Genomic DNA, 19,589 nt, shown 5'->3' with positions numbered 1-19,589 from the left:
TGATGGTTCTGCCTCACCGATGAAATCTTGTCTATTTGCATCCGCACTTGCCGGTGGCCGAGCAAGCCGTCTGACCGCACGAGGACGTCCGCTTCGTCCTCAACGCCTTGATCGCGTAATAGGAAATGACGACAACCAACATGGCAAGCGCGCCGCCGCACAATATCGTTTCGAGGCTTAATGGGCCTCCAAAGAGACTGATGCCGAACAGGGAAACCCCGGCCAAAGCAGGAATAAAAATGAGTGCCGCGCAACAGGTGAGACATGCGACGACCAACCCAATTACTGTTTTTTTGATCATGGTTTACTCCAATTTTGAAGACCGGATGGACTTGAGATAAAATCCATGCATCCTCAAGTTACTTTAGGTTCAACACCTATTTTTTGAGGGACTCATGATTTCGATTGGTGAACTGGCAAAGCGCGCGCAATGCACGGTCCCGACAATCCGCTATTACGAATCTGTCGGCCTTCTTCCTCAACCACAACGTCGCGAAGGCGGGCACAGGGCCTACAATCGTAAGGATCTCGCGCGCCTGATCCTCATCCGCCGCTGTCGCGACATCGACATGCCGCTCGACAAGATTAAGGAACTTCTGACGCTGGAGGCCAATGGCAAACCCTGCCAGGAAACCGTCGATTTCTTCTCGGTTCAGCGCAATGCGATTAAGGCGCGAATTCAAGCGTTACAGGAACTGGACTTCACGCTGTCGCTCTATGTCGAGAATTGCCAGTCGGGGTGTATGCAGAATAAAGCACCTTGTCATATCTATGATGAGATCGCCCAATAGACCTAGGTGGCGAGTACGCCTTGAAACGATTAGAAAGGTGAGAACCTATTCCAATGCTGGCTGTCAGAAGCGCGGCTTGCTCGTCCATGGTTGCGGCGGTCGGCGTGACTGAAAGCCCACCCAGCCTGGCCGTGGAGCCAAGCGACAATTCAATCTAATGCGGTGACTTGGCTACCTCGACACGGCGCAGCAGTCGCAATCCGTTCGCGACGACAAGCAGGCTGGCACCGACATCGGCGAAAACCGCCATCCACATAGTGCCAAGGCCGGCAAGTGTGATGACGAGGAAGACCGCCTTCAATCCCAGTGCAAAGCTGATGTTCTGGACCAGGATCGCGCGTGTCTTTCGCGACAGGCGCACGAAAACGCCGATCTTGCGGAGGTCATCGTCCATCAGAGCGACATCCGCGGTTTCAATGGCCGTATCCGTGCCCATGGCTCCCATGGCGAAGCCGACATCCGCTTGAGCCAGAGCGGGGGCATCATTGATACCATCCCCGACCATGCCGATCTTGCCGTCTTTGGCAAATTTCTTGATGGCTTCAAGCTTGTCCTCGGGCAGCTGATCTCCAAGCGCCTCGTCGATCCCGACCTCTTTCGCGATCGCTTGTGCCGTATGTACGTTGTCGCCCGTCAGCATCACGGTTTTGACCCCGAGCTCGTGCAACTCGGCGATCGCGACGCGGCTCGATTGCTTGACTGTATCCGCAACAGCGAACAGCGCCAGGACAGTCTTGTCATCGGTGAGAACGATGACCGTCTTGCCCGACTTTTCGAGTTCGGTCAGCCGAGCTTCCAGTTCCGGACTGCACAGGCCGCGTTCGTGCGTCAGGCGGTGATTGCCTAGATGGTAGGTCGTATTATCGATACGACCTTTGGTCCCCTTGCCAGGCAGCGCCTCGAAGTCGGCGACGTCGGGCAGTTTGACGCCCTCCTCTGCCGCCTTCTTTGCAACCGCCTGGGATACTGGATGGTCGGAGCGGCTGGCCAGGCCTGCCGCCAATTCGCGGTAGCGCTGCGGGTCACCATCAGCCAAGGCGACGAAGTCGGTCTGAACAGGCTTTCCGTGAGTGATTGTGCCGGTCTTGTCCAGCGCGAGCCATTTGAGCTTGCGTCCCTCCTCCAAATATACGCCACCCTTGACAAGGATGCCGTTCTTCGCGGCCGTAGCCAGCCCGCTGACGATCGTCACAGGTGTCGAGATGACCAGGGCACACGGACACGCGATAACGAGCAAGACCAGTGCCTTGTAAATCCAGGCCATCCAGTCGCCACCCATGAACAACGGCGGGAGAATGGCGACGGCAAGGGCGATGGCGAAGACGATGGGTGTATAGATACGGGAAAATTGATCGACGAAACGCTGGGTCGGCGCCTTAGCCCCCTGGGCGCTTTCGACTGCGCGGATGATCTTCGCAAGCGTGGTGTTCCCGGCTGCGGCCGTAACCTTATATTCGAACGAGCCGGATTCATTGATCGTACCGGCAAAGACCTGATCCCCCTCGCCTTTATCGACCGGCAGGCTCTCACCTGTAATCGGAGCCTGGTTTATGGTTGAGCGGCCGTTGGAGATTGCGCCGTCCAGACCGATGCGCTCACCAGGTTTGACTCGCACGATAGCGTCGAGCGCTACGTCCTTGACGTCGATTTCTTTCCAACTGCCGTCGGCTTGTTTGACCGTCGCCGTTTCGGACGTCAGCGACATCAAACCCTGGATCGCATTGCGCGCCCGGTCCATGGACTTCGCCTCGATCAGTTCCGAGATAGCGAACAACACCATCACCATGGCGGCTTCGGGCCATTGCCGCAGGATCATCGCGCCCGTGACTGCAATACTCATGAGCGCATTGATATTGAGGTTCAGGTTGGCGATCGCAATCCAACCTTTTTTGTAGACCGGCCAGCCGCACACACCGACGGCAATGAACGCGAGCACAGCTGATATAGCCTCCGGCATGCCCATCCAGTCGACCGCCTCGGACGCAATCGCGGCGACACCCGCGAGCGCCAGTGGCCACCAGGGCTTTGCGGGTTCCGGCGCCAGGGCCGATATCCCTTCAGATGCGGTTGCCTGATCCAGAACCTCCGGCTTGAAGCCGAGCGACCGGATCGCCTCCAATATCCCGTCGAGCGCTGCGGGCTCATGCACGACCGTGAGTACACGCTGCATCAGGTTGAAATTCAAACCCTTGACAGTTTTCATTCCCCCAAGCTTGTTGTCGATCAAGGTTTCTTCTGTCGCGCAATCCATCTGCATTATGCGAATTGCCGTGGTCGTTCCAGCGGTGGAACTGGCGACTTTTACAGGCGTCCACCCAGGTGCCGCGGCTTTCGTCGAGCAGCAGCCGTCATCCTTTTCGTGTGCCGAGTGATCGTGACCCGCATGTCCACCAGGTTCCTGCGAGATGGCCTCGACCTCGTGACCGTGAGCCTTGTGATCATGGCCTGCATGATCGGCCGCCACTTTTGCCTCAACAGCGCGTGTTTGTTCGCTGTCCTGATCGTGATTGTGGGCATCTTGCGGACCAGATGTTTTGCTATGATCGTGGGGTTGGTCAGTCATAAGTGACTCCATGGGTCGTCGTATTGATTGAAACCCGCGAGGGGCTGGAGGCATCGCCCCCTGATGCCTCAGAGAAATTTCCAGGCCAAGCCTGCGGGCCGGCGCGCTAAGAAAGCCATTCGTTTTGAGGAATACGTTGGGAAACCTTGTTGATCGAAGGCCCCAGCTTCCCCGCGCTCTACCATCAAATCGGAGGGCTGACGGATTCGCGGGTCATGCGTTCACACAAGTCTTTTGTGCGCTGGATATGACCTTCCGCCTTAACCCCGTACCGTCTGCTCTTTTGCGCTAATAACTCACCACACTCGGTTGCCAGGGCTTTGGCATTTTCCGGCGTCGACTTCCGCATGTCGCGGCAAAGCGCCAGCATGTCTCTCACTTCGGGCCCGGGGTTGTTCTTCATCTGGCCGCGCCTCCTCGCTCCCGAGTTTTTATATTCGATTGAGTTGTAGGTCGGCCATTCGGCCTCCCGATAACAGGCGTAGCCAAGGATGGTTCGGGATTCCTTGTCCGTTTTGCCTGCGAGCTTTTGATCCAGAGACGTCGGGGCCGCGGTTACACAGCCCGTCAACAATGCCGCTAGGGTCATGGCAATAATTGCATGCTTCATTATACGTGCTCCTCTAGCGGACTGCCTATATGTTCAATTTCAATTTGGAAGCTGGCGTGTTTGATGTCGTGTTCGGCCGCGACACTATGTGCTACTTCCAGCAACTCAGAATCCTGGGGCCACACTTCGACCAGTAAATGCGCGGTCATACTGTGTTGTCCGCTGGTTATGCTCCACACATGCAGGTCATGGACACCCGTGACACCCTGCAAAGCGAGTAGGTCTGACCTGAGCTTTTTCACGTCAATTCCCGAGGGGGTACCTTCGAGCAGGACCTGAGTGCTATCGGCGAGGAGTTTCCACGTCCTTGGCAAGACCCAGAGGCTGATCAGGACTGCCAGAATGGGATCGACCTGTTTCCAGCCAGTGTAATATATAATGGCGGCGCCCGCGATAACCGCAACGGATCCGACCATATCTGACAGGACCTCCAGATAGGCCCCTTTCATGTTGAGACTGCTGTCGCTGGCACCACGCAAGACCTGCATGCTTATCAGGTTGATGATGAGACCGATTGCAGCGAGGATCAGCATGCCGCCAGTTTGGATTTCCGGAGGTTTCTGGAAGCGTTGAACCGCCTCATAGAGAATATAGATCGCGACGACAAAAAGGAGCAAAGCGTTGAACGCTGCGGCGATGATTTCGAAGCGGCGATAACCATAGCTTCGCCGGTGATCCGCAGCCCGCTTACCGATCTTGATGGCTACAAGGGCAAGGACAAGGGCCATGACGTCGGTGAGCATATGAGCCGCATCCGACAACAGGGCCAGGCTGTTGGTCACGAGGCCGCCAATGACTTCGGCAATCAGAAAGGTGCCGGTCAATGCGACGGCAATCGTCAGCCTCTTTTCGTTGGTCGTGCCCCCCGCATGGCCGTGCGCGTCTTCACTACCGTTCGCCCTTTCACGGTGCCTGTCCTTCTCCTGCATTACTTCCCTCCGCCAAATACCAAGACCTCGACGGCTTCCATCGTGATGAGTCCTATGCCGGTGACATCGGAAATCGAAGCCACAAATGCCCGCAGGCGATCCTCCTCGTCGACGATTTCGATGACGAGCGCCTGATCGTCCTCAAGCACATGGCGTGTGCGCAGATGAGCGGACTTTCCGAACCCGACAAGGGCCTGCAACACGGTCGCCCCGGACATCTTGGCGTCTCGGGCACGCGTGGCGATCACAGCAAAGACTTTGCTGTCGCCGAAGTATGCGCTTTCACTGGTGTAGATTCTGAGCAGCTTCATGGTTTGGCTCATGATGTGTTTCCTTCCAAAAGAGAGTTGCGCATCCCGGCGACAGCGCCGGGATGCGCTTCGCACTTACTCCGCGGGTGTTTGAACGATAGCCGGTTCCTTCTTGCGACTTAGGCGCTCGCCAAGGCCAAGAACTACCTGGGTGATGGCGGGCAGAACCAGAAGCGTCAGGGCGGTCGCGGTGACCAACCCGCCGATGACGACAACGGCCAGAGGCTTTTGGACCTCGGCTCCCGTCCCTGTACCGATGGCCATCGGGATAAACCCAATTGCGGGCACGAGTCCCGTCATGATGACCGGACGTACCCGTTCGATCATGCCTTCGGTGATCGCCTTGCTTAGCTCCATACCGGCCTCGATACGCTGGCGGATACTGCTCATAACGACGAGACCGTTGAGGACGGCGACCCCAGACAAGCATATGAAGCCGACGGCGGCTGAGACCGAGAAGGCGATACCCGTCATGGCAAGGGTGAAGACCCCACCTGCCAGAGCCAGAGGTACGGCGGTGAAGACGGAAAATGCCCGCCCGATACCGCCGAGCGCCATGTACAGCAGCCCGAAGATCGCCAGAAAGCAGATAGGCACGACGATCGCAAGACGATCAGACGCTGCCTTCAGGTTCTGGAACTGACCGCCCCATTCGAGAAACGATCCGGTCGGCAGCGCGACTGCTTCGACCTTCGGCAAGGCCTCGGTGACGAAGGATCCGACATCGCGGCCGCGAACATTGGCCTGGATGACGATGCGGCGTTTGCCGTTTTCACGCGAGATCTGATTGAGACCCTCTGTAAAACGGAATTGCGCCACCTGGCTAAGCGGTACAGAGCCGCGGGCATGGCCAGCCTCTTCCGGCAACATGACTGGAAGGGCCTTGAAGGCGTCGAGATCATCACGACTGACCTGAGCCACCCGAACGACGACGTCGAAGCGCCTGTCCCCCTCGAAGACAAGGCCGGCTTCTCGCCCGCCCATCGCCGCCGCGACCGTATCTGCCACCTCCTCGACTGTCAGACCGTAGCGCGCGATGGCACTGCGATCAAACTGGACGTCGAGTGTCGGCGAACCGTCGGTTTGCTCTGCCTTGACGTCCTCAGCTCCCGAGACCGACTGCAGGGCGCTGACGATTTTCGCGGCCGATGCGCTCATCTTGTCGAGATCGTCACCATAGAGTTTGATGGCGACATCACCCCGTACACCAGCAATCAGTTCGTTGAAGCGAAGCTGGATCGGTTGGCTCAGTTCGTAGTTCTGACCAACCAGGGCGCTCGAGCGCTTTTCAATACGCTCAACGACCTGGGCTTTCGTCGTGACGCCCTTCGGCCAATCCTTCTCCTCTTTGAGGATAACGAAGCCGTCGGATATATTGGGTGGCATCGGGTCGGTGGCCACTTCCGCAGTGCCGGTCTTGGAAAACATCATTTCCACTTCCGGCAGACTGGAGACCGCTTTCTCGACGCCCTTCTGCATATTCAATGACTCCTCAAGAGAGGTTGAAGGGATGCGCGATGAGGCTAATGCGATGTTCTTTTCGTCCAGTTGCGGGATGAACTCCTGGCCCAGGAGCGTGAAGACGAACCCGGAGACGGCGAAGATTCCGATGCCTGCAGCGATGAAAGGCCACGGTTTGGCAACAGCGCTATGAAGAACTGGTTCGTAGGCCGCCTTGATCTTGCGGATGATCCAGACTTCCTTTTCCGTTACCTTGCCACGGATCAGCAGAGCGACCATGGCAGGTACGAAGGTGATGGACAGCACGAACGCCGCCGCCAGGGCCAGGATCAGCGTGATTGCCATCGGCGAGAAGGTCTTGCCTTCGACGCCGGTGAAGGTAAGCAGCGGCGCGAAGACCAGAAAGATGATTGCCTGGCCGTACACGGTCGGCTTGATCATTTCCTGCGTCGCCAGGGTCGTCTCTTCAAGCCGCTCGCGAAGATTCAGGACCCGGCCCTCATGGTGTTGGCGTTCTGCCAGCCGGCGCAAACAGTTTTCGATGATGATGACGGCGCCGTCGACGATCAGACCGAAGTCGAGGGCACCGAGGCTCATCAAGTTTCCCGACACCTTCATGCCATTCATGCCGATCGCCATCATCAAGAATGAAAAAGGAATGATCAGGACGGCGATGATGGCCGCGCGGACATTGCCGAGCAGCAGGAACAGCGCCGCTGCAACAAGGATTGCACCTTCCAACAGGTTTTTCTGAACCGTGTGAACCGTTGCATTGACCAGTTTGGAGCGATCCAGCGTAGGTGTCACCTTAAGTCCAGGCGGCAGCGACTTCTTGATGGTATCGAGCTTTTCACCGACCGCCTTGGCGACGGTGCGGCTATTTTCACCGATCAGCATCAGCGTGGTGCCGATGACGACCTCGTGGCCGTTCATGCTGGCTGCACCCGTGCGCAGTTCGCCGCCCAATCGAACAGTGGCGACGTCCTTGACAGCAACAGGAAGGCCGCCGCGCGTGGCGATGACGGCCTGGTTGATCTCGTCGAGCGACCGGATGCGCGCATCGGCCCGGACCAGATAGGCTTCCCCTCCCCGATTGAGGAAGTTGGCGCCAACGGAGATATTGGCCGCCTCCAGAGCCTTGGCCAGTTCCGAAAAGGATACACCGTAGGCGCTCAGCTTTACCGGATCGGGCTCGACAATATATTGCTTCTCGAACCCACCAATTGAGTCGACACCTGCGACACCTTTTACCGTACGTAGTTGCGGCGAAATAATCCAGGTCTGCACGGTTCGGAGATAGGCCGCTCGTGAGACTTCATCTGTCAGGCGGTCGCCTTCGGGGGTAAGGAAGCTCCCGTCCGATTGCCAGCCGGGCTGACCATCGACGATCTTTGCGCCCTTGCCGTCGGGATTGGCGTAGTCGATAGCGTACATGTAGACTTCGCCAAGACCAGTCGTAACGGGGCCGATCTGAGGCTGCGTGCCCTCTGGCAGGCTGTCACGGGCCTGGGCAATGCGTTCGCTGACTTGTTGGCGCGCGAAATAAAGGTCGGTACTTTCGCTGAAGATCGCCGTGACCTGCGAGAAACCATTGCGGGACAGGGATCGTGTCGTTTCAAGGCCGGGGATGCCGGACAGGGCCGTCTCGATCGGGAATGTCACCCGCTTTTCGATTTCGATCGGTGACAGGCCTGAATCGAGCGTGTTGATCTGCACTTGCTTGTTGGTGATATCCGGCACGGCGTCGATCGGCAGCTTTGTCAGTTGCCAGGCGCCAAACGCCCCGATCATCAGGATGATGAGCACGACGGCCCAGCGTGCGCGCACGCTGAGGGCCATTAAGTTTCCAATCATGGCTATTCCTCCTCAGCCGCGCCCTTGCCAAGCTCTGCCTTCAACGAGAAGGCTTTGCTGGTGGCAATGGACTGACCGGAGGTCAAACCCGACGTAATCTCAGCCCGGCCGGCGCTGCGCTGTCCAACCGTGACAGGCGTGACCTTGAAGCCGTCTTTCGTGCGAACGAAGACAACGTCCTGGCCATTTACGGATTGAACGGCCTCCTCCGGAACAACAATGGCCGTCGATTCACTCGTTCCTTGCGGAAACAGCCTTGCTCGTACCGAAAGGCCGGGTTGCAATTCGCCACCCACTACATCCAGCACCGCTGTCGCGGCGCGCGTTTCGGCATCCAGAGCCGGGGTCACCGATCGTACACGCGCTTCCATGGTTCGGCCGTCCGGCAAGGCGATAACAGCTCGGTCGCCGACAGCGACTCTTTGCATGTCGGACGAACTGATTGCCGCCTCTACTTGGACAAGGTTTGGGTCGGATACACGGAACAACTCGGTCTCCGGCTGCACAAAGGCGCCGAGGCTTGCCATGCTGGCCGTTACGCGCCCCGAAATCGGGCTCGCGACAATGACACCATGTCCGTCACTTGTGATGCGAGCAGCCGAAGCCGCTGATTGCGTTCGGGTCACTTCTGCCTGGGCCGCGGCGGCTTCGGCTTGCGCTCGTTCATAATCAACTCGGGCCGAGACACCTTGGTCGAGCAGGGATTTCTCACGGGCGAGGTTGGCCTGGGCCACATTTGCCCTTGCGATCGCTGTCGTCCGATCGGCTGCGATCTGACCGGCATCACGGCTTTCGATCAGAGCCAAGGCCTCTCCGGCCTTAACCGGATCACCCAGACGTTTGTAGATACGTGAGATAGAACCAGCCGCTCGCGCGGTAAGCGAAGCCTGACCGTTCGGTGTTGCGACAACCTGAGCCTGGGTAATGATTTCGGAGGAAAGTCCGCCCGCTGTGACAGTCTCGACGCTGATCCCGGCCGTTGCAATTGCCTCCGGGCTCAGCTTGAGTTCATCCGAAGGCTTTTCATCTTCGGCCACGATTGCGGTACTAGCAGGCGTTTTGTCGGCAGTACAACGCGCCAGTCCAAAGCCGCTCAAGCCAGCCAAGAGCACAGCTGCGAGGGCGCCACCATAAAGGTATCGGTTATTCGATTTCACGATTGGTCTCCAAAGGGGGCGACGCCACGCAGGCGCGCGAGTTCAGCTTCGGCACTCAGACGATCTTGTCTCGCCTTGAGAGATTGATTTCTGGCATCGGTAAGGGTCCGACGGGCATTGAGAACTTCACTGAGCGGAAGTTTGCCAGCTTCGTAGCCAACGCGTGTAAGCCGATAGGCTTCCAATGCCGTGCGTTCGCTGTCCTGTGCCGATTTGACCCTGGTAACGGCAGCGTAAAGGCGACCAGTCGCGGATTGAATGTCTGCTTGCGCATCGAGGCGCGCGATATTGACACGCTCGTCAGCCGCTGAAAGCTCAGACTGCACGGCACTGATATTGCCGCGATTTCGGTCGAATATCGGGAACGGGACCGATACACCGCCAACGAACGCATTCGAGTCGTCGGCCGCCAGCCGGCGGACGCCCACCGAGACCGTTACATCCGGCGACGATCGTGTCTGCTCAATGCGAACGCGCTTGGCAACCTCGGCACGTTCGGCCTGGGCGACGAGATAGCCTGGGCTGTTCAATGGGTCGGCGGTTGGGATCGGCTCGTCAATGTCGGCATGAGCCAGGAGACTCACGGGGATGGAGGTAAACGGTACCGGCGAGTCGACCAGGGCTGTAAGTCGTGCGAACGCACCGGTGCGAGCGGCTTGCGCCTCATCGACGTCGGCACGGGCAGCCTCTACAACCGAGCGGGCTTGGACCGACCTGAGATCGGCTTCCTTGCCAGCTTTGACGAGTGCATCGGCCACGCGGGCATCATCCTCAGCCAAGGCGAGGGAATCGCGGGCGAGCTGCAAGCGGATATCAGCAGCCTCCGCATCGGCATAAGCCTGGGCGAGGTCGAAGGCGAAGTCGGCACTGACCTGGTTCGCTCTGGCGCGGGAAGCCTCGACACCCGCATCACCTGCGGCAATTCGTGCACTTCGCTTTCCGCCCAGTTCAATGGTCTGTTCGACGGCGGCCGTCGTTTCAGCGCTTTGATTGCCCGAATAGGAGCCCTTGCCGCCAAAATTCTCGACATTCAAGCTCACACTCGGATTGAGCCAGGCGCGAGATTGCCGTGCCAGGCCTTCGGCCTGGCCGACAGTGGCCTGCGCCTCCCGCAATCGAGGGGATGCCTGAGCTTGTCGTAGCAATTCGTGAAACGCCGGCGCCGGGTCGGCCAGCGCGCGCGAAGGAATGAGCAAACTTGTGCCCGCCCCGAGGAGAAGCGCACTAAGCGCCCCTCCAAATTTGAATGTCATGATTGGAACCTCTGGAAAGTAAAACCGAGGCACCCGCAAGCGGGTGCGAGCTTGAAAGCGTCTCGATTAGACTTTCGGAGGTTGGTCGGCGCTGGACGCAGCTGCGGTTTTCACCGCAGGTTCGTTGCTCGGTCCAAATACCCCCAGGCGATCCAAAATTGCGCAGTCTTGATAGAAATCCGGCGCAAGGGCACTAAACTGCGAATCGCCGTAATGATGGTGATGCAGTCCAAGCATCCCCTTTTCCCCGTCAGATTCAGGAGCGGAAGAGCAGAGTTCAGCTTGGCTTACGCACGTCGCCCACCCGCCATCGGGAAGCGCTGTTTCACCATGCGACATGTGGGAGTAGTTCAGCACCTGGGCTTGGGCCGCAGACATGTTCGCCCACATCGTCATAGCCAGTAAGACAATAACGACATACGCACGAATGCGAGCCAGACAAGATTCGGATGCCATATTCACGTTGTGAGAATCGATACCGATTGATCTAATGTCAAGTGATGATTTGTCAAAACAGAACAATCGACCATATTTCGACAAGTAACACTATGCCTGAAAACGTTATAATATTTCGTTACATCTTTACTGTTCGAGTAAGCGGCTGCCCATTGGCATTCTGACAATCGGCGACCGAGGGTCATTGCCCGGACTTTCTCAGGTCCTCATTGATTTTGGCGATGATGAATTCGGCGTCGTCGCCGACACCACCTATCAGACCCGAGGCCCAGTTTCGCTGCCAGGGCCGGCCCATATAAAACAATCCTTCAGCAGGCGAAACGCCATCCGTGTGAATGGGATTGCCATTCAGATCTTTTGAGCCAGGAACATCGATCCAAGATGAACGGCGGCCATAGCCTACGGCCCAGATGACTGTCCGGACAGGCTGGGACGAACCGTCCTGAAAGCCAGCCGTTTCTCTGTCAGCCGTGACAAGTCTCGGTTTGAGTTTGATACCAGACACTGCCAACGCCTTCAGACTGCGAACGCGGCCAGGTATCGGGTCCATTCTCATCATCCATCCGCCAATACCAGATTTGCGTGGCGCGCTTAAGAAGCCTGCCAAATCCATCCATTTCCAGATATTGCGCCCCAGAAAAGTCTCCGGAAAAAGCGTCCTCTTCCTCCCACTCGCTAAGGTCACGTCGTGGCTGTTATGAAGTTCTAAGGCAATGTCCCGACCGCTTGCACCATCACCGACAATGAGGACAGCTCCTTTTGGCACCTGCAGTGGATTGCGATAGGCCTCGACCGTTATCTGCTTCACCTTGCTTGAAAAGCCACCGGCTTCTTTCGGGACGATGGCCTTTTCAAACGTGCCCGTTGCAACGATCACCGATCTGGCAAGAATGCGGCTTGTGGTGGACAAAACGGCTTCGAAAAGCCCCACCGGAGTTTTTTTGAGTTTGATCACCGACGTCTTGAATGTGATCGGTAACTCAATCGCCGCCACATAGCGTTCCAGATAATCAGCGTACTCATCGCGCGATGGAAAACCGTTCGGATCCCCGTCAAGAGCCAAGCCAGGCAGTGCACTCATATGTCTTGGGGTGAACAGGAGCAGGGAGTCGTAGCGGCTTCTCCAACTATCGCCGATGCGGGAACCTCGTTCCAGGATTCGGAATTTCAGACCGGCTTGTTTTAGGTGGTAACCGGCCGCAAGGCCTGCTTGGCCTGCACCAATGACGAGCACGTCGAGAACTGTCGGGATTAGATTGAGCGCTCGGGTCATGGCCTATTCTGTGTAATCCTGCTCTCCGCGTAAAGTCGATGCGATGTCGTGAAACGCAGAAGGTGGCGGGGTAGAGACATGCCGCTTTCAGATTCAAAGTGTCAAGGCGCCCGGCAATTCGATGTCCATCGTGCACGAACCTGCCGCTTTAGACACCCCAAGTCAGTTGGTCTTACAATCCGGTTTCGGGCCGTTCTGATCCGTTGTGCTTTCTTCCTTAGCACAACTCGATGCCGGCTTGGGCTGGATTGGGACCTTGATGATCTTGTAAAATTTGTCACGCGGCGCAGGAGAACTTTTCACGGTTTTCAAAGTGTAGCCCTTCGCTTCCGCCGTGGCGTCAGGAGTCGTGCAGGCCGTGGTCGTCAATAATAAAGCGATGATTGCGGAGGGGACGATAAGTTTTAAGGTTCGCATCGGAAACTCCTTTTTGGTTCAGGGTCAAGCGATCGGGATTGTTACTTGGTTCGAAATTTCAAGGTTTTGTAAAAGGCGGCATCAGCTCTCTTACGATTAGATCGCCCGCCGTGATCACCCAAAACAAAACTTCGGTCGAGAGAGATGTGCTGAGCGAAAAAGCGCATCCCTCCCGCCAAAGCATCAGGGTCTAGATTTCTTCGCGCTCAATCGCGGTTTGGGGACCTTTTTTGCGCCCATAAACCAGCCGATAGAGTGCCGGCAGGACCAGCAGCGTCAGGAGCGTCGAAGACACGATGCCGCCGATAACGACAGTTGCCAGGGGCCGTTGAACTTCCGATCCGGCTCCGACATTGAACGCCATCGGGACGAAACCAAGAGAGGCGACCAGTGCGGTCATCAAGACGGGTCTCAGGCGTGTAAGGGCGCCCTCAAAGATAGCCTCGTCCAGTGTCCGCCCATCCTTGATCAGTGATCGGATGAAGGTGACCATCACCACCCCGTTCAGCACAGCGACACCGGAAAGGGCAATAAAGCCCACCCCCGCTGAGATAGAGAGTGGGATACCTCGAAGAGCCAAGGCTATGACTCCGCCGGTCAGGGCCAGGGGCACTCCGCTGAACACGATGAGGGCATCCTCGATATTGCCGAAGAGCATGAAGAGCAGCCCAACGATCAAGATGAGCGCGATCGGTACGACGATCTGCAAACGTTGCGTTGCGGAGGTCAGTTGCTCGAACGTGCCGCCGAAATCGGCCCAGTAGCCATCGGGCAGCTTGACGTCTTCGTCGACTTTGGTCTGGAGTTCGCCGACGAAGGAGCCCAGGTCACGTCCACGCACATTCGCGGTGACGACGACGCGGCGCTTGCCATCCTCTCGGCTGATCTGGTTGGGGCCGACGACCATATCGATGGTCGCGACTTCCGACAGCGGTACGAAGCCGGTCATGCCCGATGTATCACCGGTCGCTCCTCTAACTGGCACCCGCAGGCGCCCGATTTCGGAGACATCGGCCCGGATATGTTCCGGGAGACGAACAACCACGTCAAAGCGCCGGTCGCCTTCGAATATCTGTCCAGCCTCAGTCCCGCCAAGAGCGGTCGCAACCACATCCTGAATATCCGAGATATTCAGTCCGAGACGCGCCATGGCCTGACGGTTGGGTGTTACCTGAAGGACAGGCAAACCCGTAACCTGCTCGACCTTGACGTCCTGGGCGCCCGGTATCCTCTCCATGACTTCCTGGACCTCCTGACCACTGGCCAAGAGTTTATCCAGATCGTCACCATAGATCTTGACGGCAACGTCAGAACGCACGCCGGAGATAAGCTCGTTGAAGCGCATCTGGATCGGCTGGGTGAACTCGTAATTGTTGCCAGGAATCTTCTCGACGGCTTCCTGGAGACGAGCCACCAACTCGGCCTTTGGCTCCTTGGGGTTCGGCCATTCCTTGCGGTCCTTCAGCATGACGAAGGTGTCGGCCACGCTGGGCGGCATGGGGTCGGTCGCGACCTCCGCCGTGCCGAGTTTGGCGAATACCCGGTCTACTTCGGGAAACTGCTTAAGTCTGGCCTCAAGCGCCGACTGCATCTTGACTGCCTGGGTGAGGCTCGTGCCGGGAATACGGAGCGCGTGCAGGGCCACATCGCCCTCATCGAGATTCGGAATGAATTCCGCGCCAAGGCGGGTCGCCAGAAGTCCTGAAACAACCATCAGGACAACAGCCAGCCCAATGACGATAACACGCGTCTTCAAGGCCATTTTCAAGGCGGGCTCGTACATGGCACGCGCGCCACGCATGAACCAGCTTTCCTTCTCCTGAACTTTCCCCGTGATGAACATGGCCACCATGGCCGGGACAAACGTCAGGGACAGAAGCAGTGCCGCCGTCAGGGCCGTGACGACCGTAAAGGCCATCGGGTGGAACATCTTGCCCTCGACGCCTTCAAGCGCGAAGATCGGCACATAGACGATAGTGATGATCAACACCCCGAATAGGCTGGGCTTGATGACCTCATCGCTGGCCTTGGCGGCCAGGCTGAAGCGTTCGTCCTTGGTCAATAGTCGGCCAAGATTGTGCTGGGCTTCGGCAAAACGGCGTAGGCAGTTTTCAATGATGATAACGGCGCCATCGACAATCAGGCCGAAATCAAGGGCACCAAGGCTCATCAGATTGCCCGATACCTTGTTCTCGACCATGCCCGTAATCGTCATCAGCATAGCGATCGGGATGACGGCCGCTGTAATGATAGCCGCCCGGAAATTGCCGAGCAGCAGGAACAGGATGACGATGACGAGAAGCGCGCCTTCGGTCAGGTTTTTCTCGACCGTGTGGATCGTGCGCTCGACGAGGTCGGTACGGTCGTATACCGCGACGGCTTGAACGCCGGCCGGCAGTGCCTTGTTAGCCGCTTCCAGCTTTTCGGACACCGCTTCGGCCACGGTACGGCTGTTCTCGCCGATCAACATGAACACGGTGCCGAGCACCACTTCCTTGCCATTCTGCGTCGCCGCCCCTGTGCGGAGTTCTTCGCCAAGGGCCACGTCCGCGACATCGCCGACGCGAATAGGCACGCCGGAGCGGGTTTGAACGACGATCGACGCCAGATCCGCCATGGTCGCAGCCTGGCCGGGAACACGAACGAGATATTGCTCGCCTTCCTTCTCGACATAGCCGGCGCCTTTGTTGCCGTTATTGGCTTCAAGGGCTGCAATGACATCTGCCATGGTCAGTCCGTAAGCCGACAAGCGGTCTGGCAGGGGCGTCACATGATACTGACGCTCAAAACCGCCGATGGTGTTGACCTCGGTAACGCCTGGGGTGTTGCGTAGCTGGGGCTTTACGACCCAATCCTGCAGCGTGCGCAGGTCCTCGGAATTCCAGGGCGTACCATCGGCTTTTACGGCGCCTGGCTTTGCCTCGACCGTGTACATGAAGATTTCGCCAAGACCGGTTGAGATCGGGCCTAATTGAGGTTCCGTTCCCTGAGGCAGCTGGCTCTTGGCCGACTGCACACGCTCGTTGACCAGCTGACGCGCGAAATAGATGTCTGTCCCGTCCTTGAAGACGACCGTCACCTGACTGAGGCCGTAGCGCGAGAGTGAACGCGTATATTCAAGGCCTGGGAGGCCCGAGATTGCGGTCTCGATAGGGTAGGTTATCCGTTGTTCGGCCTCCAGCGGCGAGTAACCCGGTACCTCTGTGTTGATCTGGACCTGGACATTAGTGATGTCTGGGACGGCGTCGATCGGCAAACGCTGGAAATTAAAGATACCCAGCGCGCAAAGTGCGAGCACGACGATAAGGACGATCCACCGGTGGCGGATCGACTGGTGTATGATTTTTTCTAACATGTCGCCCTCCTAGTGGTCATGGCTGGCGCCGGACTTTTCGATGTCCGCGCGGATGAGGAAAGCGCCCTGGGTTACATAGACTTCGCCGGGATCGAGGCCTTCGAGGACTTCGGTCCACTCCGGTGTCTGACGACCAAGCTTCAGCATACGGACTTCGTAGGTATTTCCGACCTTCGCAAAGACGACCTGAAAATCGCGGAAGCGCTGGATCGCATTTGTCCGGACCGCCAACGGCACGTCCTGCGCACCGACTAAGAAGCTGCCTTCGACGCCGAGACCTGCCCGGAAGTTGGCGGCCGCGCCGGCTGGAAGTCGGACATGCGCCATTACAGTTTGGGTGGTCGGGTCCGTACTGGGCAGGAGGGACTCAACTTTCGCCATCAGCTTCGTCTCGCCAGAAAGCGTGCGAACCTCGACGTCTTGTCCAACCTTTATCCGTTCGGCATCGCGGGGGAAGACAAAGAATTCGGCGTGGAGTGCGTTCGGGTTTGCGATGACGTACAGGGGGCTGTCATAGGCGACACCCCCGACGCTGGCGTTCTTTTCCATAATCACGCCGGAGATGGGTGAAGGGATGGAATAGGTTTGCAGGCTCTCACTCGATTCGACACGGGCCAGAACCTGCCCTTTTTTGACCGTCTGCCCCAGCTCGCCGGTCATCGACATGATCCGGCCCGGATACCAGGCCCTGACCTCGCTCTTGCCTTCCGGGGTAATCTCCACCCGGCCGGACATATCGATACGCTCCGCCAGGACCGCGGGGCCAGCGGCTTCGGCCTGGACGCCTGCCGTCACGGCAGCTTCGGGTGCAATCGTCGTGCGGCCTTCGTAGGAGGCGTATTTCCAGCTCGACTCTTTGCCGGCATAGGTTGCCTTGATGGCGACATCGAAAGAGTGCGGCTCACGGACGACGCCCTGTCCGCGCAGAAAGTCACCTTCGGGCGCAAAGCTGAAGGTGTCGACCTTCCCGCCCAGGCGGGTAAGCACAGTCGTCACGGCGACCAGTTTTGGGTCGACCGGCTTTTTCTTGAGGTAGGGATAGAAGCGGAATTCGGGCTCGACCCCATCTTCATAGATCGTGACCTCTATGGCGATATCGCCGTTCTCAAGCAGACGGCCACCGTGAGGTCCCTTGGCGGCCTCTTCGCCCTCTTCATGTCCTGCTTCCTCGTGGCCGTGTTCGTCTTTGGCCGCTTTTTTGTCGCCGCAGCCAGCCATGCCCGTCAAGGCAAGAGCGGCCACACCGGCCAGCCAGAAGCGTCGGTTTACAGAGTTATGTTTGCGGATCATTAGTTCGTTTCCTGAACTGGGATAAGCGGAACCCACTGGCCTGCCAGACGTTCGCGGCGGGCGCGTTCCATATGGAATGATTTGAGAATTTCGATGCGACGTTCCTTGGTTGAGATGAGTGCGTCCTGCGCACCGATCACGTCGCGATAGCTGAAGCCGCCACGCATGAAACCTTCACGAACCTGGACAACAGCCCGCTCCAATTGCGGGATGACTTCCTCATCGATCCGACGGACCTCGCCAGCGGAACTGATGAGCCTCGGCGTGATCGCACCGATATCGCGGGCACGGATCCGGTCAGCCGCTTCGATATCCGTAGCGGCTGCCAAGGCTTCGGCACGTGAACGTTCCACCGCGCCGCGATTGGTATCGAAGCGACCGAGTGGCAAAGACCCGCCGACGACAAAGGCCACGGCCCCATCGCCCTTGAAATGGCGAACACCTGCTTCGAACGTCGGATCCTGGACGCTTCTTGACGTCTCCAGTCCGATTTGCGCCGTTGCCACGCGTTGCTGCGCGCGCAGACGCTCAAGTTCCGGTGTCTCCATTATGGTCGGAGTGATGCCTGCGGCGCTCGTATCTTCGAGCCATGAAGGATCGAGATCGAAATCAACCGTCCCACCCCAGTAGGCCGCCAATTGCGCCTTGAGTTGCGCGGCGCGCTGCCTGGCTTGATCAAGCGTGATTTGCGCGCTCGCGACGTCGGCATCCGCCAGTGAACCCGCGAATAGAGGATCGCGAGCGGCCGCTACACGGCGTGTGATCTCGTTCCGGGTAACCTCGGCGAGCTTTAGACGCTCTTCCGCGACGCGCACCTCGGCCTCGGCCACCACGGCTTCGATCCAGACCACTTCGACTTCCGTCATCAGATCCAGTGATCGCACCCGTCCCTCTGCGACAACCAGATCGCGTTGTGAGGAAGCAACATCGACCCGGGCTTTGCGTTTGCCGCCACGCTCAAGTGTTTGCTGATAGCTGAGCGTCGTTTCTGTGCGGTCGATGCCGTTATACGGACTTGAACCCAGGGTATTCTCGACCTGCAGCCCGAGAGTGGGATTGGGCTTCACGCCGGCCTGGCGAATATTGCCCTCGGCGGCAGTCAACCTTTGTGTGGTTGCGGTTCGCGCCAGATCGGCTTCAGCCGCACGCGTCATGGCGACGGATAGTGGCAGAGTTTCAGCGTAGGCCGAGACGCCGGCGATCGCCCATATCAGGGCAAGGCTACCTGAAAGCACGATTGTGCGCAGGGGGGCCGACTTTGCGCAACTATGGCGCAATTTGGGGGATGTCATGTTACTCTCTCGCGGTGATTTCTGAGTGCGCGGCCAAGGCCGACGCGGTTGCGTTAGGCGAGGCTCAGAACCCGCGGAGGTTGGTCGATCGTGGCGGTAGAATTGTCCGGCAGTCGATGGGACGCCCCGGGCCAGAGGACTATGGATGCCGAAATAGGCGGCAGGACGGCCGCCTGGGTGTCGGCTACAGTTCCGGAATTGGTTTCATTGAAATGGTGGTGATGGTCCTGGTTCGAACCGCCAGGCTCGTCCGTCAAAGCCTGCACATCGATATGACCCGTGCATCCATCAACATTGCCATTGCAAGGGGCTGACCAGCCGCCATCGGACGCACTTGGATCACCGCTGCTCATATGGTCGAGTATCGCAAGATCGGATTGGACCGAGACAAATGCCGCATTAAGTGTCGCCGCCATACATAGTATGGCGGTGAAGGCCCAAAGGCGCGACAGAAATGTCTTGCGAATGAATTCCATCTAAGTCCGACTCGGGATCGGCATCTGCCGTTCCCTGGTTCGATTACTCACCTACTATGCTTTAAAAAAAATGAACAGCCCTTGCAGTCCAACCATATACA

At 58.1% G+C, this 19,589-nt stretch carries 15 protein-coding genes; 1 reads left to right on the top strand and 14 read right to left on the bottom strand.

What is annotated here, in order from left to right; genetic code table 11:
- Positions 1–31: 31 nt before the first annotated feature.
- Positions 32–301: a hypothetical protein gene (locus ABAC460_RS49895; RefSeq protein ID WP_155914711.1), complete on the bottom strand. Its 270-nt coding sequence runs from the start codon at positions 299–301 to the stop codon at positions 32–34.
- Positions 302–395: 94 nt separating this feature from the next.
- Here ABAC460_RS49895 and ABAC460_RS48530 point away from each other — a divergent pair, with 94 nt between their 5' ends.
- The gene (locus ABAC460_RS48530; protein ID WP_023454801.1) at positions 396–791 is read left to right on the top strand and encodes a MerR family transcriptional regulator; all 396 of its coding nucleotides are present in this window, start codon (positions 396–398) and stop codon (positions 789–791) included.
- Between the two features lie 154 nt (positions 792–945).
- Here ABAC460_RS48530 and ABAC460_RS41925 read toward each other — a convergent pair whose 3' ends face one another.
- From ABAC460_RS41925 to ABAC460_RS41865, 13 genes are all read right to left on the bottom strand, one after another.
- A complete protein-coding gene (locus tag ABAC460_RS41925) occupies positions 946–3,354 on the bottom strand; it encodes a heavy metal translocating P-type ATPase (protein ID WP_081716636.1) in 2,409 nt (802 codons plus the stop codon).
- Positions 3,355–3,538: 184 nt separating this feature from the next.
- The gene (locus tag ABAC460_RS41915) at positions 3,539–3,964 is read right to left on the bottom strand and encodes a hypothetical protein (RefSeq protein ID WP_023454798.1); all 426 of its coding nucleotides are present in this window, start codon (positions 3,962–3,964) and stop codon (positions 3,539–3,541) included.
- Complete coding sequence (locus tag ABAC460_RS41910; RefSeq protein WP_023454797.1) at positions 3,964–4,893, bottom strand: cation diffusion facilitator family transporter; 930 nt, start codon at positions 4,891–4,893, stop codon at positions 3,964–3,966. Before ABAC460_RS41910 ends, ABAC460_RS41915 begins: the two co-directional genes overlap by 1 nt.
- The gene (locus tag ABAC460_RS41905; RefSeq protein WP_023454796.1) at positions 4,893–5,216 is read right to left on the bottom strand and encodes a DUF190 domain-containing protein; all 324 of its coding nucleotides are present in this window, start codon (positions 5,214–5,216) and stop codon (positions 4,893–4,895) included. The genes ABAC460_RS41910 and ABAC460_RS41905 overlap by 1 nt, the downstream gene beginning before the upstream one ends.
- Positions 5,217–5,279: 63 nt before the next feature.
- On the bottom strand, positions 5,280–8,519 hold the full coding sequence (locus tag ABAC460_RS41900) for an efflux RND transporter permease subunit (protein WP_031237214.1): 3,240 nt from the start codon (positions 8,517–8,519) through the stop codon (positions 5,280–5,282).
- Positions 8,520–8,521: 2 nt separating this feature from the next.
- Entirely contained in the window at positions 8,522–9,676 is a 1,155-nt protein-coding gene (locus ABAC460_RS41895) for an efflux RND transporter periplasmic adaptor subunit (RefSeq protein ID WP_023454794.1), read from the bottom strand.
- Positions 9,673–10,929, bottom strand: coding sequence for a TolC family protein (locus ABAC460_RS41890; protein ID WP_023454793.1), 1,257 nt, complete (start codon positions 10,927–10,929; stop codon positions 9,673–9,675). Before ABAC460_RS41890 ends, ABAC460_RS41895 begins: the two co-directional genes overlap by 4 nt.
- Before the next feature lie 66 nt (positions 10,930–10,995).
- Positions 10,996–11,469, bottom strand: a complete 474-nt coding sequence (locus ABAC460_RS49890; RefSeq protein WP_155914710.1) for a hypothetical protein — start codon at positions 11,467–11,469, stop codon at positions 10,996–10,998.
- Positions 11,470–11,566: 97 nt separating this feature from the next.
- Positions 11,567–12,658, bottom strand: coding sequence for a flavin-containing monooxygenase (locus ABAC460_RS41885; protein ID WP_023454792.1), 1,092 nt, complete (start codon positions 12,656–12,658; stop codon positions 11,567–11,569).
- A 162-nt stretch (positions 12,659–12,820) separates the two neighbouring features.
- Positions 12,821–13,075: a hypothetical protein gene (locus ABAC460_RS41880; protein WP_023454791.1), complete on the bottom strand. Its 255-nt coding sequence runs from the start codon at positions 13,073–13,075 to the stop codon at positions 12,821–12,823.
- 190 nt (positions 13,076–13,265) lie between these two features.
- Positions 13,266–16,430, bottom strand: coding sequence for an efflux RND transporter permease subunit (locus ABAC460_RS41875; protein ID WP_023454790.1), 3,165 nt, complete (start codon positions 16,428–16,430; stop codon positions 13,266–13,268).
- 9 nt (positions 16,431–16,439) lie between these two features.
- Positions 16,440–17,720 (bottom strand): efflux RND transporter periplasmic adaptor subunit, encoded by a 1,281-nt coding sequence (locus tag ABAC460_RS41870; protein ID WP_023454789.1) that lies wholly within the window; start codon positions 17,718–17,720, stop codon positions 16,440–16,442.
- Positions 17,720–19,012, bottom strand: a complete 1,293-nt coding sequence (locus ABAC460_RS41865) for a TolC family protein (RefSeq protein WP_023454788.1) — start codon at positions 19,010–19,012, stop codon at positions 17,720–17,722. Before ABAC460_RS41865 ends, ABAC460_RS41870 begins: the two co-directional genes overlap by 1 nt.
- Between the last annotated feature and the right edge of the window lie 577 nt (positions 19,013–19,589).

Source organism: Asticcacaulis sp. AC460, assembly GCF_000495795.1.
GTDB lineage: Bacteria > Pseudomonadota > Alphaproteobacteria > Caulobacterales > Caulobacteraceae > Asticcacaulis.
Note: the sequence above shows the minus strand (reverse complement) of the source record. Positions and strands in the feature narration are given on the sequence as shown.

Coding starts and splice junctions, on each gene's coding strand:
- ABAC460_RS49895 (WP_155914711.1), bottom strand. CDS start 301: ATGATCAAAAAAACAGTAATTGGGTTGGTCGTCGCATGTCTCACCTGT.
- ABAC460_RS48530 (WP_023454801.1), top strand. CDS start 396: ATGATTTCGATTGGTGAACTGGCAAAGCGCGCGCAATGCACGGTCCCG.
- ABAC460_RS41925 (WP_081716636.1), bottom strand. CDS start 3,354: ATGACTGACCAACCCCACGATCATAGCAAAACATCTGGTCCGCAAGAT.
- ABAC460_RS41915 (WP_023454798.1), bottom strand. CDS start 3,964: ATGAAGCATGCAATTATTGCCATGACCCTAGCGGCATTGTTGACGGGC.
- ABAC460_RS41910 (WP_023454797.1), bottom strand. CDS start 4,893: ATGCAGGAGAAGGACAGGCACCGTGAAAGGGCGAACGGTAGTGAAGAC.
- ABAC460_RS41905 (WP_023454796.1), bottom strand. CDS start 5,216: ATGAGCCAAACCATGAAGCTGCTCAGAATCTACACCAGTGAAAGCGCA.
- ABAC460_RS41900 (WP_031237214.1), bottom strand. CDS start 8,519: ATGATTGGAAACTTAATGGCCCTCAGCGTGCGCGCACGCTGGGCCGTC.
- ABAC460_RS41890 (WP_023454793.1), bottom strand. CDS start 10,929: ATGACATTCAAATTTGGAGGGGCGCTTAGTGCGCTTCTCCTCGGGGCG.
- ABAC460_RS41885 (WP_023454792.1), bottom strand. CDS start 12,658: ATGACCCGAGCGCTCAATCTAATCCCGACAGTTCTCGACGTGCTCGTC.
- ABAC460_RS41880 (WP_023454791.1), bottom strand. CDS start 13,075: ATGCGAACCTTAAAACTTATCGTCCCCTCCGCAATCATCGCTTTATTA.
- ABAC460_RS41875 (WP_023454790.1), bottom strand. CDS start 16,430: ATGTTAGAAAAAATCATACACCAGTCGATCCGCCACCGGTGGATCGTC.
- ABAC460_RS41870 (WP_023454789.1), bottom strand. CDS start 17,720: ATGATCCGCAAACATAACTCTGTAAACCGACGCTTCTGGCTGGCCGGT.
- ABAC460_RS41865 (WP_023454788.1), bottom strand. CDS start 19,012: ATGACATCCCCCAAATTGCGCCATAGTTGCGCAAAGTCGGCCCCCCTG.